General features: G+C 73.2%; 14 protein-coding genes. 11 read left to right on the forward strand and 3 right to left on the reverse strand.

Annotated elements, in window-relative coordinates; genetic code table 11:
• Positions 1-128: 128 nt before the first annotated feature.
• The 10 genes from AB0I81_RS34330 to AB0I81_RS34375 all read left to right on the forward strand — a co-directional run bounded on the left by AB0I81_RS34330 (position 129) and on the right by AB0I81_RS34375 (position 12,225).
• Complete coding sequence (locus tag AB0I81_RS34330; RefSeq protein WP_360665281.1) at positions 129-656, forward strand: EF-hand domain-containing protein; 528 nt, start codon at positions 129-131, stop codon at positions 654-656.
• 85 nt (positions 657-741) lie between these two features.
• A complete protein-coding gene (locus tag AB0I81_RS34335; RefSeq protein WP_360665284.1) occupies positions 742-2,118 on the forward strand; it encodes a DegT/DnrJ/EryC1/StrS family aminotransferase in 1,377 nt (458 codons plus the stop codon).
• Positions 2,115-3,248, forward strand: a complete 1,134-nt coding sequence (locus AB0I81_RS34340) for a DegT/DnrJ/EryC1/StrS family aminotransferase (RefSeq protein ID WP_360665287.1) — start codon at positions 2,115-2,117, stop codon at positions 3,246-3,248. Before AB0I81_RS34335 ends, AB0I81_RS34340 begins: the two co-directional genes overlap by 4 nt.
• Positions 3,245-4,504 carry a UbiA family prenyltransferase gene (locus tag AB0I81_RS34345; RefSeq protein ID WP_360665289.1) on the forward strand — a complete coding sequence of 420 codons (1,260 nt, stop codon included), beginning with the start codon at positions 3,245-3,247 and terminating at the stop codon, positions 4,502-4,504. Before AB0I81_RS34340 ends, AB0I81_RS34345 begins: the two co-directional genes overlap by 4 nt.
• Positions 4,501-5,907, forward strand: a complete 1,407-nt coding sequence (locus AB0I81_RS34350) for an FAD-dependent oxidoreductase (protein WP_360665292.1) — start codon at positions 4,501-4,503, stop codon at positions 5,905-5,907. Before AB0I81_RS34345 ends, AB0I81_RS34350 begins: the two co-directional genes overlap by 4 nt.
• Positions 5,908-5,930: 23 nt before the next feature.
• On the forward strand, positions 5,931-7,553 hold the full coding sequence (locus AB0I81_RS34355) for a class I adenylate-forming enzyme family protein (protein ID WP_360665295.1): 1,623 nt from the start codon (positions 5,931-5,933) through the stop codon (positions 7,551-7,553).
• Positions 7,544-9,349: a CoA transferase gene (locus AB0I81_RS34360; RefSeq protein ID WP_360665298.1), complete on the forward strand. Its 1,806-nt coding sequence runs from the start codon at positions 7,544-7,546 to the stop codon at positions 9,347-9,349. The genes AB0I81_RS34355 and AB0I81_RS34360 overlap by 10 nt, the downstream gene beginning before the upstream one ends.
• On the forward strand, positions 9,349-10,953 hold the full coding sequence (locus AB0I81_RS34365; protein WP_360665301.1) for a class I adenylate-forming enzyme family protein: 1,605 nt from the start codon (positions 9,349-9,351) through the stop codon (positions 10,951-10,953). The genes AB0I81_RS34360 and AB0I81_RS34365 overlap by 1 nt, the downstream gene beginning before the upstream one ends.
• Before the next feature lie 28 nt (positions 10,954-10,981).
• Complete coding sequence (locus AB0I81_RS34370; protein ID WP_360665304.1) at positions 10,982-11,785, forward strand: methyltransferase domain-containing protein; 804 nt, start codon at positions 10,982-10,984, stop codon at positions 11,783-11,785.
• Entirely contained in the window at positions 11,782-12,225 is a 444-nt protein-coding gene (locus tag AB0I81_RS34375) for a carboxymuconolactone decarboxylase family protein (RefSeq protein WP_360665307.1), read from the forward strand. The genes AB0I81_RS34370 and AB0I81_RS34375 overlap by 4 nt, the downstream gene beginning before the upstream one ends.
• A gap of 106 nt (positions 12,226-12,331) precedes the next feature.
• On the opposite strand, the gene AB0I81_RS34380 is transcribed toward AB0I81_RS34375, so the two are convergent.
• Entirely contained in the window at positions 12,332-12,745 is a 414-nt protein-coding gene (locus AB0I81_RS34380) for a hypothetical protein (protein ID WP_360665310.1), read from the reverse strand.
• A gap of 301 nt (positions 12,746-13,046) precedes the next feature.
• On the opposite strand from AB0I81_RS34380, the gene AB0I81_RS34385 reads away from it, so the two are divergent.
• Entirely contained in the window at positions 13,047-13,307 is a 261-nt protein-coding gene (locus tag AB0I81_RS34385; protein WP_360665313.1) for a hypothetical protein, read from the forward strand.
• A 62-nt stretch (positions 13,308-13,369) separates the two neighbouring features.
• Here AB0I81_RS34385 and AB0I81_RS34390 read toward each other — a convergent pair whose 3' ends face one another.
• Both AB0I81_RS34390 and AB0I81_RS34395 read right to left on the reverse strand, forming a co-directional pair.
• Positions 13,370-14,443, reverse strand: a complete 1,074-nt coding sequence (locus AB0I81_RS34390; protein WP_360665316.1) for a Gfo/Idh/MocA family oxidoreductase — start codon at positions 14,441-14,443, stop codon at positions 13,370-13,372.
• A gap of 25 nt (positions 14,444-14,468) precedes the next feature.
• Positions 14,469-15,428, reverse strand: a complete 960-nt coding sequence (locus tag AB0I81_RS34395) for an ROK family protein (protein ID WP_360665319.1) — start codon at positions 15,426-15,428, stop codon at positions 14,469-14,471.
• Positions 15,429-15,573 lie beyond the last annotated feature (145 nt).

Consider the following 15,573-nt stretch of genomic DNA (forward strand, 5'->3'; position numbering starts at 1 on the left):
TCACTATGTGTAGCGTAATAATTACGCAAAGTAGCGGTGGATACAGGATCGTCCATGTATCGCCGCACCTCATCGTGCCCCGTCCCCCGGGGCGCGGCTGAGCGCGCAACAGGCACGGAAGGGACATCATGGGTCTGGGCACGAAGCAGGGCAGCCGCCTCGAAGAGCGTTTCCGCCTCTGGGACAACAACAGCAGCGGCACGATCGAGCGAGCGGACTTCGAGAGCGAGGCCGACGGCATCATCAACGGCCTCGGCGCGCAGGGCAGCCAGAAGGGCGACGCGCTCAAGCAGGCCTACCTGGCCATGTTCGACCACTTGTCCAACGCGGCCGGCTCCTCGTCGATGAACCTGGAGCAGTTCATCGCCACCGCTGAGAAGGAGATCATCAGCAAGGGCGACGCCGGTTTCGAGCAGGTCGTCCGCCCGACCATCCAGGCCATCGTCGACGTACTCGACGGCGATGGAGACGGCGAGATCAGCCCGTCGGAGATGCAGAAGTGGTTCGGGGCCATCGGCCTCGAGTCCGGCGCCGCCGACACCGCCTTCCAGCAGCTCGACGCCGACGGCACCGGCAAGCTCTCGGTAGCGGAGCTGGTCGACGCGGTGCGCGACTACCACCTCGGCAAGAACGACATTCCTCTGCTCGGCCGCTGACAGTCCCCCGGCCACGGGCCGTCCGGGGTCAGCCCCGGACGGCTCTTTCCGATCAACGCCGCTTCACCGCACAGGACTTGGACTCTTGGAGAAAACACTCTCTCCTCCGCCGGCCGCCCCCAACGAAGCACCCGCCGACAAGGCCACCCCCGAGGGAGCAACCCGCGACGCGACCGCCGACGGCCACGCGACCTCCGACGGCCACGCGACCGGTGACGGCCACGCGACCGGTGACACGACCGGCGACGGCAAGGCTACCGGCGACGCGGTCTCCGGCGGCTACGCGACCGGCGACAAGACGACGGGGGCCGTTCCGTTCTTCACTCAGGCCGCCGAGTTCGCCGAGTTGTGGCCGGAGATCCGCGCCAACTGCGCCGAGGTGCTGGATCGGGGCAAGTTCTCGCACGGCGCGATGGTCGCCAGGCTGGAAGAGGCGCTCGCCCGCTGGACCGGCGCCGAGCACGTCGTCGCCGTCAACTCCGGCACCGACGCGCTCGTGCTGCTGCTGCGCGCCGCCGGGCTGCGTCCCGGCGACGAGGTGATCGTCCCCGCCTACACGTTCATCGCGACGGCCTCCTCCGTGGTGCTCGCCGGAGGGACACCGGTCTTCGCCGACATCGAGGAGCACGGCTACGGCCTCGACCCCCGTTCGGTGGAGGCCGTGGTGACCCCGCGCAGCCGGATGGTCATGCCGGCGCACCTGTTCGACCGGCTGGCCGACCTGCGGGGCCTGCACGAGGTCGCCGGGCGGCACGGGCTGCTCGTACTGGAGGACAGCGCCGAGGCCATCGGCATGCGGCTGCACGGCGTACACGCGGGGCTGCTCAGCACCGGCGGCGTGCTGTCGTTCTTCCCCGCCAAGACGCTCGGCGCGATCGGCGACGCCGGCGCGCTGATCACCGGCGACGACGCCATCGCCGAGACCGCGCGGGCGCTGCGCCACCACGGGCGCGGCGGCCGGACGCTGGACAACTTCCCCGCCATCGCCAACGCCACCGTCCTGCCCGGCTGCAACAGCAAGATGGACGACCTCCAGGCCGCCGTCCTGCTCGCCAAGCTGACCCGCCTCGACGCGGCCATCGCCCGCCGGGCCGAGCTGTCGGCGCGTTACGACGAGCGGTTGCGTGCGGTACGGGGCGTGCGTGCCGTGCCCGGCGCGGTCCCTCCGCACCCCGGCGGCAACCGGGTCTGTTACGTGCACCAGATCGAGGCCGACGACCGCGACGCCCTCGCCGCCCACCTGACCGCCCACGGCATCGGCACCGAGATCTACTACCCGGTCCCCCTGCACCTGCAGCCCTGCTTCGCCCACCTGGGCCACCGCCCCGGCGACTTCCCACGGGCCGAGGCCGCCTGCGCGTCCGCCCTCGCCCTCCCCCTGCACCCCGGCCTGACCGACGCGGACGTGGACCGGGTGTGCGACCGGATCGCGGCCTTCTACACCGGGAGGGCGGCGCGATGACCGTCCCTTTCTTCGCGTCCGACCTGTTCGAGAGCGACCGCGACAAGCTCCTGGAGACGCTGTACGCCGTCGGCACCGGAACGGCGCAGAAGTTCATCCTGGGCGAGCACACGGCACGCTTCGAGCGGGAGTTGCGTGACCTGCTGGGTGCGGGCGACGTCATCGCCTGCTCCAGCGGCACCTCCGCGCTCAGCCTGGTGCTGCGGGCCATGGAGGTGGGGCGCGGCGATGAGGTGGTGGTGCCGGCGTTCGGCTGCGCCCCGCTGGCCGCGACCATCCTGGACGCGGGCGCCCGGCCGGTCTTCGCCGACATCGACCCGGTACGCCTCACCATCGACCCGGCCGCCGCCGAGGCGCTCGTCACCCCGCGTACCAAGGCGCTGATGCCCGCCCACATGTTCACCGTCATGTCTGACATGCCGCGCATGCGCGAGCTGGCCGACCGGCGCGGCCTGCGGCTGATCGAGGACTCGGCGCTGGCGCAGGGCGGCATGCTCGGCGGGCGGCCGGCGGGCCGCTGGGGCGACGCGGGTGTCTACTCCTTCGTCCAGGTGAAGACGTACGGCATGCCGGGCGAGGGCGGGGTGGTGATCACCGACGATCCCGGGCTGGCGGCGAGCGTACGGATGTTGCGCAACCACGGCCAGGACGGCAGGCACCGCTTCCGCCACCACCGCATCGGGCTCAACAGCCGCTTCGACGAGGTGATGGCCGCCTTCCAGTTGCACCGGCTGGCCGGGCTGCCGGAGAGGCTGGCGCGCCGCACCGAGATCGCCTCCTGCTATTCCGCCCGTTTCGCCCCGCTGGCCGAGCTCGGCATCGTGGCGCCGCCCGTGGGCGGGGACGGCCGCTTCCCGTACGTCTACACCCTGCTCGCCGAGCACCGCGACGCGCTCGCCGCGCACCTGGCCGCGCAGGGCGTCGAGACGCACGTCTACTACCCGCGTACCCTGCCCGCCCAGCCCGCGTTCGCGCCGTTCGCGCCCGGCGGCGCGTCCTGGCCGAACGCCGAGTCGGCGGCGCGGCGCAATCTTTCCCTGCCGCTCCATCCGCAGCTGAGCGACCGGCAGGTGGCGCACATCTCCGACGCGGTCTGCGCGTTCGCGCACGAGTCCCGGGAGGCCCGATGACCGACCAAACGCCCACGACCGACCGCACACCGGCAGACGGCCCCAAACCAACCCCCGACCGCAAGCCGCCGAGCGACCGCAAGCCCCCGCCCGCCGGCCGCCCGGCCCGCTGCGGCACCCCCAGCCCTCCAAGCACCGCCGACACCCCCAGCCCCGCCAGCAGCACCGCCGGCACCTCCAGCCCTGCGAACACCTCCGGTCCTGCCGGCACCTCCAGCCCTGCCGCCGCCCCTGGCCCGACCAGCGCCCCTGACCCGACCGGCACCTCGGATCCGACCGGCAGCTTGGACCCGACCGGCGCCTCTGACCCGACCGGCCGCCCGCCCAAGGCGACCCTGGCTGCCTACGCTCGGCTGGCCAAGCTCGACATCTACGACTACTACCTCGGGCTGGCGCTGGTGTGGACGCTGCTCACGCCCGCCGTGCGCCCCCAGCCCGCCACCTTCGGCCTGCTCGTGCTCATCCTCCTCGCCGAGATCACCACGGTCGCGGCGATGGTCGCCTTCGACGACATCACCGGCCACCGCGACGGCAGCGACGCCGCCAACTACGGCTCCGACGCCGCCCGCCGCCGCCTGGCCCGCAAGCCGCTCGTCGCCGGCACCCTGACCGAGGCCCAGGCGCTGCGCTTCGCGTGGGCGATGACCGTGGCGAGCGCGGGGTTGTGGGCCACGGCGGTGGCGCTCGCGCCGTACCGGCCGCTGTGGGCGATCGCCCTGGTGGCGGTCTGTCTCGTGGCGGCGGTGCAGTACTCGTGGGGGCTGAAGATCAGTTATCGCGGGTTCCAGGAGCTCTTCCTGGCGGGGCTGGGCGTGGGCTGGGTGCTGGCGCCGTACGGGCTGCTGGCCGGTGAGGCGGGCGGCTTCGTGGTGGTGCAGGCGGTGCTGTTCGGGTGGGGCCCGATGATCTTCGGGCTCTACTCCAACACCAACGACATCGCGGGCGACCGCGCCGCCGGGCGGCGGACCGTGGCGGCGGCGCTGCCCGCGGCGGCCAACCGCGCGTTCGTCGTCACGCTGACCGCCGTGGAGAGCCTGCTGGTCGTGGGCGCCACGGTCGCCGGGGTCGCGCCGTGGTGGTTCCCGATTTTGCTGGCGCCGGTGTTCGTGCTGCGGGTGCGGCAACTGGTGATCGGGTTCTGGCGCGGCGACATCCTGCGGGGTCGCAGGACCGCGATCCGTACGCACAGGGTGATGGTGGCCCTGCTGATCACCGCGAACCTGGCCGCGCCCGCGCTCTCCGGGATCTCCCTGTGACTCCCGAGGTGGACGTCGCCGTCGTCGGCGCCGGACCCGCCGGGCTCGCCACCGCGTACGCGCTGGCACGGGCGGGCCGTACGGTACGGGTGCTGGAATCCGCCGGCGAGGTGGGCGGGCGGACGCGCACCCTGCGTGCGAACGGCTGCCTGATCGACACCGGAGCCGAGATGATCCCCTCTTCGGCGGGCTACCCGGCCACCTGGCGGCTGATCACCGCCCTCGGCCTGGACACCGACCCGTCGGCCGTCCCAAGGGTGCGCGACGCCCTGGCCGTGTGGCGCGGCGGCCGGGCCCGGCCGAACGCGGGCCGCCCCCTCGGCCTCCTCACCGGCGCCGGACTCGGGCTCCACGCCCGCCTCGACCTGGTGCGGCTCCAGGCGAGGCTGGCCAGGCTCGGCGAACTGGACCCCGACCATCCCGAACGCGTCCCACCGAGCCACGGCCACCCCGATCGCGATCCACTAAGCCCCGATCGCGATCCGCTGAGCCCCGAACGCCACTCGCCGGGCCCTGTCACCATCGCCGACCTGATGAGCGGCTACCACCCCGACCTGCGCGACCGCCTCGTATATCCGCTGGTCTCCGGCTTCTTCGGCTGGGATCCGGCGCAGTCGGCGGCGGCCCCGTTCGCCGCGCATCTCGTGGCGTCGGGCAGCACCGCCACCTGGCACACCTACCGCGACGGCATGGACACCCTCTCCCGCGCGCTCGCCGCCCAATTGGACGTCGTCACCGGCCACACCGTGACCCGGGTGACGCGCTGCGCAGGCGGCGTCCTGCTGGAGTCGCCGGGCGGTGACGTCGTCGCGCGGGCCGCGGTGCTGGCCGTACCGGCTCCCATCGCCGCCGACCTGCACGCCGACGCCCCGGCCACCCGGCGCGCGCACCTGCGCGCCTGCCGCTACGCGCCCATGCTCCGGCTGAGCCTGCTGCTCGACCGGCCCATGGCGCCGCGCGGGGTGCGGCGCGGGTTCGCCACCCTCATCCCAGCGACCGAGGATCCCCTGCTCAACGTGATCACCGTGGACCACCACAAGCACCCGGGACGGGCGCCGCGAGGGTACGGCCTGATCTCGCTCATCACCTCACCGCCCGGCACCGCCGAGCTCATCGGCGAGCCCGACGAGAAGGTGGTGGACCGGCTCGTCTGCGCCGCCGAACGGTTCGTCCCGGGACTGGCGGCGCGGATCTCGCACACGTACGTCCACCGCTTCCCGCACGGATTGCCCGAGGCGTCGCCGCGGGCACTGGAGTCGCGGGCGGCGTTCGAGCACGACCCGCCGTCGGAGGTGGAGTACGCGGGCGACTGGGTGGCGCTGCGCCCGTGCAGCGAGGGCGCGGTCGCCTCGGCCGCCCGCGCCGCCCGCCGAGTGCTCGCCCACCTGTCCCCCGGCTGCTGAGCCCGGTTCCAATACCCCCGGAAGTGATCAAGTTGGCCTTCTTCACCAAACCCATCGACCTGGGCACGCTCTTCGACGACCTGGCCGACCGCCGCCACGCCACGACCGTGCACCTGAGCCGCCCGCTGGACATCGCCCCCGAACTGGGGACGGACCTGGACATCCCCCGCCTGGCCGGGCTCGTACAGGAGGCGGCCGGTTGGCTGGCGGCGGCCGGGGCCGGACCCGGTGAGCGGGTCGTCATCGCCAAGCGCAACCACTGGGACTACGCGCTGCTGTCCTGCGCCGCCGCCCGCATCGGCGCGGTGCCCGTGTCGCTGTCCGCGCATCTGGCCCCCGACGTGCTGGAGAAGCTGATCGTACGGCTGGACCCGGCGCTCCTCGTCACCGACTCGGCGCTGCTGGGCACCGCCGGTACCGCCGGGACGAACCTGGCCGCCGTCGCCCCCAGGACCCTGGTCCTCGACGACGCGGCCCGCCTGGGAGTGTTGTGCCTGGACGACGTGCGCGGGCATCCGGCCCCGCCGACGTACCGCCCCCGGCCTGACGACCCGGTCGCCATCATGCACACCTCGGGCACCACCGGCGTGCCCAAACTCGTCGTGCACTCCACGCGTACTCTCCTGCGGCGGCTGGCGGGCTTCGAGTCGCACCGCTGGCCGCTGCTGGGCAGCCGCCCGAACGACGCGGTGGCCAGTGCCGTCTCCTTCGCGCACGGGCGGGCGCTGGCGTGGACCGCGAGCGTGCTCTGGCTGGCCCCGGACCGGCTCCTGGCCGTCTCGTCCGGCGACTGGGCGGAGGCAGGGCCGTTCCTGGAGCGGCACCGGCCCACGACGCTGGAGGCGCAGCCCGCCACGTACGTCCGCTGGCAGCGCCACGCCGACGGCGAGGACGACGGCCCGTTCGCCCGGGTACGGCTGTTCATCAGCACGTTCGACGCGATGCACCCGCCCACCGTGCGGGCGTTCCTCAACGCCACCCGGCATCCCCGCCCGGTCTGGATGCAGGGCTGGGGCCAGAGCGAGACCGGGCCGCTGACGTTCCGCTTCCTGACGCGGCGGGCGATGGCCGCCCGGCACGACCGGCATCCCACCACGCGCGACCTGGGCCGGCCGGTCCCCACCCGCACGCGGTTGCGCGTCGTCGATCCGGAGACGCTGCGCCGGCTGCCGCGCGGCGCGAACGGGCTGGTGCTCTGCCGGACCAAGGCGCTGTGCCTCGGGTACGTGGGCGAGCCCGAGCGCTGGCAGAGCAAGCGGGCCGGGCAGTGGTGGCACACCGGCGACGTGGGCGCCCTGACCCTGGGCGGCCGGCTGCGCTTCGTGGACCGGGAGGCGGACGCGATCCCCGAGGGCAGCTGCGTCGAACTGGAGGACGTGATCGACGACCGCCTGCCCGAGGTGCTGGAATGCGTCATCCTGAGCGTTCCCGGCGGGCCGTCGCTGCCGGTGGTCGTCACCGAGGACGGCCTCCTCGACCCGGACGCCTGGCACCGGGCCACCGCCGACCTGCCCAAGCTGGCCGATCCGGTGGTGCGTACCTGGGACGAGATCCCGCGTACGGGCACCGGCAAGGTCCGCCGCGCGGCGCTGCGCGAACGGCTCGGCGAGGCCCGCGAAACGTACGGGACAGGCCGGTGGACGTGAACCCGAACGCCCGGCTCATCACTCCCGGCCGCGTCACCGTCGCCCGGCCGCTGAGCGGCGCGGGGGTGCTCGCGCTGGGCGACTCCCAGGCGCTGCTCGTCGCCGCCGCACGGCTGCGCGCGCTGGGCTGCGCGGTCACGCGCGGCACCGGATCCCCGCCCGCCGGGGCGCCGGCGGGATGGCTGGGGGTCACCCGCGTTCCGTACGGCGCCGGCACGGGTGGCGCGTTGCCCGAGTGCGGGATCGGCTGGTCAGGGCCGGTGGACGTGCTCATGGGCGGCGAGCGTGACGTGCAGGCGGCCTGCGGGATCATGCACGTGCACGGCCGTGCCACGGGCGGGCCGCGTGCGCTGCGGCTGGACTACGCGTCGATGTGCGCCGGCGTGCTCGCGGCGCAGGCGGTCACGGCCGGCGTGCTGGCGCTGTTGCGCGGCGGCCCCGCGCTGGCGGCGAGCACCTCCGTGGCCCAGGCGGCCTTACTGTCCGTCGGGCAGTACGTGGCGACGGCCACGGCGACCGGCCGGGACTGGGACGGGCGGGCGGCCATCGGCATGCCGAACGGCATGCGGCAGGATCCGCCGTTCCGTTCGGCCGACGGCGTGTGGTTCGAGATCGAGACGTTCGACGCCGAGAACTGGCGGCGGTTCTGGACGGCCCTGGGCGCCGGGCTCGCGGCGATCGGAGCCGGGTGGCCGCCGTTCCAGCAGCGGTTCGCCACCGCCGCCTGCGTGCTGCCCGCTTCGCTCGGGGCGACGGCATCGGCGCTGGCCTACGAGAACCTGACCGTCGCCGCACGGGCCACGGGCGTCAGCATCCTCCCCGTGCGGCAGGAGATCACCCGGCTCGCCATCCCGGCCTCACCGTGGCGGCTCCGCGACCTGCGCACCGGCGACCTCACCCCCGCCCGGCCGCCGTTCGACCTCAACGCAGCGCCCACCCGGCCGCCGCTCGACCCCGGCACCGCGCCCACCCTGCCGCCGCTCGGCCCGGGTGCCCGCGGTCCGCTGTCCGGGCTGCGGGTGGTCGAGGCCACCAATCGGATCCAGGGACCGCTGGCCGGGCACCTGCTGCGGTTGCTCGGCGCGGACGTGGTGCGCATCGAACCGCCCGGCGGCGACCCCATGCGCGGCGTGCCACCCATGGCAGGCGGATGCTCTGCCCGGTTCCAGGCACTGAACAGGGACAAGCGCGCCGTCGAAGCCGACCTGAAGTCGCCGGAGGGACGCCGGGAGGCGCGGCGCCTGATCGCCGGAGCGGAGGTGTTCCTGCAGAACTGGCCACCGGGGCGGGCGGCGCGGCTCGGGCTGGAACCCGCCGACCTCGCCGCCGTACACCCGTCGCTGGTGCACGCGCACGCGGGAGGGTGGGCGGACGTGCTGCCCGAGCCGCAGCCGATGGGCACCGACTACCTGGTGCAGGCATACAGCGGGGTGGGGGCGCTGCTGACCGCGCCCGGCGAGCCACCGGCGCCCTCGCTGATGACGCTCACGGACGTGCTGGGCGCGCTCATCAGCGCGGAGGGGGTCGTGGCGGCGCTGCTGGCACGGGCTCTGACAGGCGCGGGGGTACGGTCCGAGACGGCGCTGATCGACGCCGCCGCGCTCATGTGCGACACCACCTCCATCGAGGAAGGACCGTGGCGGATCGGCCAGGCAGGGGCCGTACACGATCTGGCGGTGATGGCCGCCGACCCGGCCTTCTCCGCCGTGTTCGACACCGACGGCGACGCCACCTACTGCGGAGCCCCCTGGAGCTTCGTTCCCGTGACCGTACGCCAGTGCGAGGAGGCGGCCTGATGGAGAACCTGGACGCGGGGCCGTGGACCTCGCGCAACGGGGTGGTGCTGGCCGACCTCGTGCCGCGCGCCCTGCGAACGGGCTGGGCCGAGCGGGGCCTGTGCCCGGACCGGGACCTGTACTCGTTGTTCAGCGCACACGTACGATCCGCGCCCCGGCGCGAGGCGGTGATCGACGAGGAAGGCCCGCTGGACTACGCCGCCCTGGACGCCCGGGTACGGCGGGCCGCGGCGACGCTGGCCGGGAACGGCTGGGGGCCTTCGGACATCATCGCCGTGCTGCTGCCGAACGGCCGGGACGCGGTGGTGGCCGAACTGGCGATAGCGGCGATCGGCGCCGTGGCGCTGCCCATCCCGCACACCCGCGGCATGGCCGACATCTCCTGCCTGCTGAACCGCTCACGCGCCGGAGCCCTGATCACGGACGCGGAGATGGCGGCCGACGACCTGCCGTACCTGCGTGAGGTGTGGAAACCCGAAGCTCTGGACGACCACGGCGACACGGACTGGCGGCCGGCCCGCCCGGACGCCGAGGCCCCCGCCCGGATCCTGATCTCGTCGGGATCGGAGTCCTCCCCCAAGATGGTCGCCTACTCGCACAACGCGATGGCGGGCGGGCGCGGCAACTACCTGGCGGCCCTGCGCGGCGCGACCGGCCCCTGCCGGGACCTGCTGCTGGTCTCCCTGGCCTCCTCCTACGGGTCGCTGGGCACGCCGGTGATCCTGGCGCGGCACGGGGGGACGCTGGTGCTGCGGTCCGGGTTCGACGCCGCGGACGCGTTGCGGGCGATCGAGCGGGACCGGCCCACGCACGTGTTCGGCGTGCCGACCATGCTGCGCCGGATGGCGGCGTGCGAGGTGGCGGCGGACCTGTCGTCGCTGCGTGCCGTCGTGTCCAGCGCGGGGCCGATCTTCGAGGAGGTGCGGCGGGCGTGCGCGCGGCGGTTCGGGCTGCCGCTGATCAACGTCTACGGCTCCACGGACGGCGTCAACTGTCACACCGGGCGCGATCCGGGCACGTACGCTCCCGGGCTGGCGGGAACGCCGGATCCGGCGGTGGCGGAGGTGAGCGTCCGCGACGCGGAGTGGCGGCCGGTGCCCGACGGCACGGCCGGGGAGATCTGGGCGCTGGGCCCGATGACGCCGCTGTGTTACGTGGGAGCGCCGGAGCTGGACGCCCGCTACCGGGCCCCCGGCGGCTGGGTGCGCACCGGCGACCTGGGCCGGATCGGCGAAGGCGGCACGCTGTGGGTGGTGGACCGGCTCAAGCGGGTGGTGATCAGGGGCGGTGTCAGCCTCTCCCCGCTGGCCGTGGAGCTGGAGCTGCGGGCCCATCCGGATGTCGCGGACGTCTGCTGCGTGCCGGTCCCCGACCCCGACCTGGGCGAGCGCATGTGTGCCTGCGTGATGCCGCGCGAGGGCGCCCCTGCCCCGTCGCCCGCCGCCCTGATCGCCTTCCTGCGGGAGGAACGCGGGATGGAGTTGCGCAAGCTGCCGGAGCGTTTCGTGGTGCTGCCCGAGTTGCCGCTCGGCCCGACCGGCAAGGTGTGCGCGGGCACTCTGGCCCGGGTCGCGGCGGAGTCGGCCGTACCCGCTCAGAACTGAACACCAACACCATGCAGAGGAGTCGGCGATGACCTCAACCGTGTCGCGGCCTGTCTTCGACAGGTCGTTCGAGCAGGTGCCCGAGCAGCACAGGTGCCTGGCACTCGCCTATGATCCGATGACCATCGCGCGGCTGGAACAGGCGGGCGTCGCGCCGGGGTGGCGGTGCCTGGAGGTGGGCGCGGGCGGCGGCAGCGTCGCGGGATGGCTGGCCGGGCGGGTGGCGCCGACGGGCGGCGTGGTGGCCACCGACCTCGATCCCGAGCACATCCCGCCCGCCGACGGCCTGGAGGTCGTACGGCATGACATCGTGCGTGACCGGCTGCCCGAGGCGGAGTTCGACCTCGTGCACGCCCGCCTGGTGCTGTGGCTCATGCCGGAGCGGCTGGCCGTGCTGGACCGGCTGGTACGGGCGCTCAAACCGGGCGGCGTGCTGCAGCTCGACGAGTTCGACATCACCTACGGCCCCGCGCTGCTGATGCCGAACCCCGCCGCGCGGCAACTGTACGAGACGTTCCTGGAGGCGAAGCGGAGGCTGATGTTGCGGGCGGGCGCCGACCCGGCGTGGGGGCGGAACGCGGCGGTGGCGATGCGGCGGGCGGGGCTGGTCGACATCGACCCGTGGCCGCATGTGGAGCCGTGGGACGCGCGGTCGCCCGGGGTGCACCTGATCTCGAACCACACGCGGCAACTGCGCGACCGCTTCGTCGCGGAGGGCATGACCGACCGGCAGCTCGCGGACGTGCGGGCGTTGCTGGCGCATCCGGGATTCCGGGCCACGTCGTGCGTGTTCTACTCCGTGCAGGGCCGCCGGCCGCCGGAGGAGGGTTGAACGCGTCGCGTCTCGACCTGGTGGCGGCCACGCCTGAGGTGTTCGAGACGATGACGGCCTTCGACGGAGCGGCGGCCGGCGGGCTGGATCCGCTGCTGGCCGAGCTCGTACGGCTGCGGGTCTCCCAGATCAACGGCTGCGCGTTCTGCCTGAACCTGCACACCCGGGCCGCGTTGTCGGCCGGCGAGGACGAGGGCCGCCTGCGCGTGCTGGCCGCCTGGCGCGCGAGCGAGTCGTTCACGCCGGCCGAGCGGGCGGCGCTGGAGCTGGCCGAGCGGATGACGCTGGTGGCGGCGGCGGGGGTGCCCGGGGAGGTGCTGGCGGCGGCGCGGGAACATTTCGACGAGGTGCGGCTGGCCCACCTGCTGTGGACGATCGCCGCCATCAACGCCTGGAACCGGGTGGCGATCGCCGCCGCCGGCCAGGGGGAGGACGGCTGAGGCCGCTGTGGGAACCCGCTGTGGGAGGCCGAAAAGGGGCCGCCCCTGTCGTTTGGACAGGGGCGGCCCCCGATGACCCGCCGAGCGATCGATCACGAATGACGATCTAGCTCAGCTCTTCCGGCCACCACCACTTGTCGTTGTCGTTCTCGTGCTTGTCCGGCTCGTACTTCACGTCGTCGTCGACCTTGTCGACCTTGTCGGGACTGTCGTCCTTGACCGGGTCCGGCTTGACGTCTTCGTGCTTGAGGTCCTTGTGGCGCCTGTCGTTACGGGACTCGTTGCCGTTGTGGATGTAGACGTCGATGTTCGGCGGACGCCAGCGCGGGTTGTGCAGGACCGGCTTCTCGCGCGAGACGTACCGGGCCGGCCTCGGCTCGGACGGCGGGCCCCCGGCCTGGACGGTGGAGAAGCCGGCGGTCGCGCCGGCCGTGCCCGTGGCCAGAGGAAGGAACATGACGCTGGCGACCGCGCCGGTCAGAGCCAGGGCCGCGTACCGCGCACGGCGCGCTTGCCGCATTTGAGTATTCACGTGCTCTCGTTTCCGTTCATGGATAAATCGGCCAGAATCCGGCACCCACTGCTTCTGGCAGGCGTCCAGACGGAAGCAGACTTACCCATGCAGATATTCTCAGTTACCTCCTTAAACCCAAACGACCCGTCAAACACACAGGCCAGCCGGTTCCCCTGACTCGTTTGGGTTGGCACCGAATGTGTCCTAAAGCGGTCAGAAGGCAGCAGGCGATTGACCGCCTCACAACGACGCCGGATAGTCGGTGAGTCGCCGCGCAGCCGATCCATCGACAAGGGAGGGGCGCACCATGGCCACGTACAAGACACAGATTCAGTGGGGCGGCCCCAACGCCGACTGGCACGACGACGCGGACCTGACCATCGTCATCCAGAACCGCGACGGCGTGGTTCCCCAGACCGGCATGCCGACCACGGGCACGCAGATCTCCTGGGCCTCGGCGCAGGGCAACGGGTCGGTCACGTTCTTCGAGGACGGCAACCGGTTCTCAGGGTCGGCCCAGTTCAAGGGCGAGGGCCCGGTCGGGTACCGGGGCACGATCAAGCGCTGACCGTTTCACGCTCGCAAGGGCGGCCGTCGCGTCCGATGACGGGACGGCCGCCCGCCGCCGTGTCAGCCCGCCCAGTCCTCCTTGCCGGTGGCAATCGGGCCGCCGCTCTTCACCGACTCCCCGATGGCCACGCTGATCAGGTGGTCCTGGCAGGCCTCTGCCAGCGGGTACGGTGCCGGCGCCTCCTGACGCGCCCAGGCGCCCGTGCGCTCCAGGATGTCGGCGACCGCGATGTCGTCGTCGGACAGGGACGAGCCCGCGAACGGGTTGCGGTAGACCACCCGCCCGTCGAAGCTGATGTGCCGCAGGTCGCGCGCCTCCAGGTTGAGGTCCACACCGGTGTCCCGCCTGATCAGCAGGGACTCCACCGGCGTCTTCGGGTCGGCCAGCCGGACCACCCGGTCGTCCACCAGTTCGCCGAGCGAGCCGCGCGCCACGATGCGCCGCATCCGCAGCGGGTTCCACCACTGGTTGTCGGTGAAGTCGTACAGGCCCATCCGGCCGCCGAAGTCGATGGTGGCGATGGTCGTGGTGAGCCGTTGCGGGGTGTCGTCGCCGGTCCAGCCGTCGAAGCTGAGCGGGTTGGCGAGCGGCGCCTCGAACGCGCTCGCGCGTACCTCGGCGGCGTCGAACCCGACGCCCAGCAGGCCGCGGATCAGCGACACCGCGTGGTACAGGTGGGTCGAGGAGACCTGGACCGAGGTCGGCTCGCCGATCACGCCCTCCCGCACGACCGCCAGCCGGGCCGCGTGTCCCGGCATCAGCAGATACTGCTCGGCCACCTGGACCAGGCCGGTGCCGCCGACGTCCCGCCACAGGGAGCGCAGCCCGGCCAGGTCGGGCGCGGGCGGCGTCTCGGCGAGCACCGGCATCCGGTGGCCGGCCGTCTCACGGATCGCGTCCGGCATCGCGGCCCAGGGCACCGACGCGGCCACGTAGTCGGGCCGCTCGTGCCGCAGCAGCTCATCCACGGTACGGAAGGTCGGTACGCCCCACTCGGCGGTGACCTCGGCGCCGCGCTCCGCGCTGCGGGTCACGATGCCGCTGACCCGCAGCCGGTCCGGCAGTGCCGCCGCCAGCCGCAGGAAGAAACGGGTGCGCCGGCCGCTGCCGATCGCGCCGAATGTCGTGCTCATCAGTGCCCTCCTAGGGGATCCGGGTTCACATCAGCCGGTCGGCGTCGGCGGCCAGGACCGCCGCGCCGATCAGTCCAGATTTGTGCCCCAGTTGGGCGAGCGTGATGTCGGCACGGCGGGCGAAGGGCAGCGCCGCGAAGGACAGATAGTGCTTGCGCAGCGGGTCGAGCAGGAGGTCGCCGGCTTCCGCCACGCCGCCGCCGAGGACCGCGAGGTCGATCTCCAGCATGGTCGCGGTCGAGGCGATCGCGCTGCCGAGCGCCCGTGCCGCCCGGTCGAAGGCGGCGAGCGCGATCGGGTCGCCCTGACGGGCCGACGCGGCCACTTCCTTGGCGCTCTCTCCGCCCTGCCCGCGCCAGCCCTGTTCGCGGGCCCATCGCGCGATGGAGGTGCCGCTCGCGATGCCTTCGAGGCAGCCGATCCCGCCGCAGGCGCAGGCGGCGCCGTTCAGGTCGACGCTGATGTGCCCGATGTGCCCGGCGTTGCCGGTGACGCCGGTGATCGGCGACCCATCGATGATGAGGCCGCCGCCGATCCCGGTGGAGACGACCATGCACAGGGCGTTCCGGTGCCCGCGGGCGGCGCCGTGGCGGTGCTCGGCGGCGGCGATGGCCACGCCGTCGCCGCTGAGGGTGATGGACCTGCCGATGAGGACGGGCAGCCGCCGCAGCTCCGCGACCAGCGGGAACGTGCGCCAGCTCGGGATGTTCACCGGGCTCACCGCGCCCTCCGCGACGTGCACGGGGCCCGCGCTGCCCACGCCCAGGCGGGACGTACGTGCCCACAGCGGGTGGGCGCCGAGGTCGGCGACGACGGCCGCCACCGCCGCGAACACCGCCCGTGCGTCGCCGGCGGCCGGGGTCGGGTGCTCGACGAGTCCGTGCAGCCCGGCCTGCGCGTCCACGATCGCACCGGCCACCTTCGTGCCGCCGATGTCGATGGCGGCGGTCAGCGGCGCCGGAGGGGTGGACTCGCTCGTGCTCATGTGGCCTCTCGATCGCCGTAGGGGGCCGTTCGGGCGGCATCTTTCTAACATGTTTTAGAGATTTCGCCTAGTCGCGGCCTAAGAGGCGTGCTAGAGGCCAACTAAAACGTTTGATTCAAGCCAGGCGTCCGCCCAGGTCGGCCGC

It is taken from the genome of Nonomuraea sp. NPDC050404, assembly GCF_040655495.1.
GTDB lineage: Bacteria > Actinomycetota > Actinomycetes > Streptosporangiales > Streptosporangiaceae > Nonomuraea.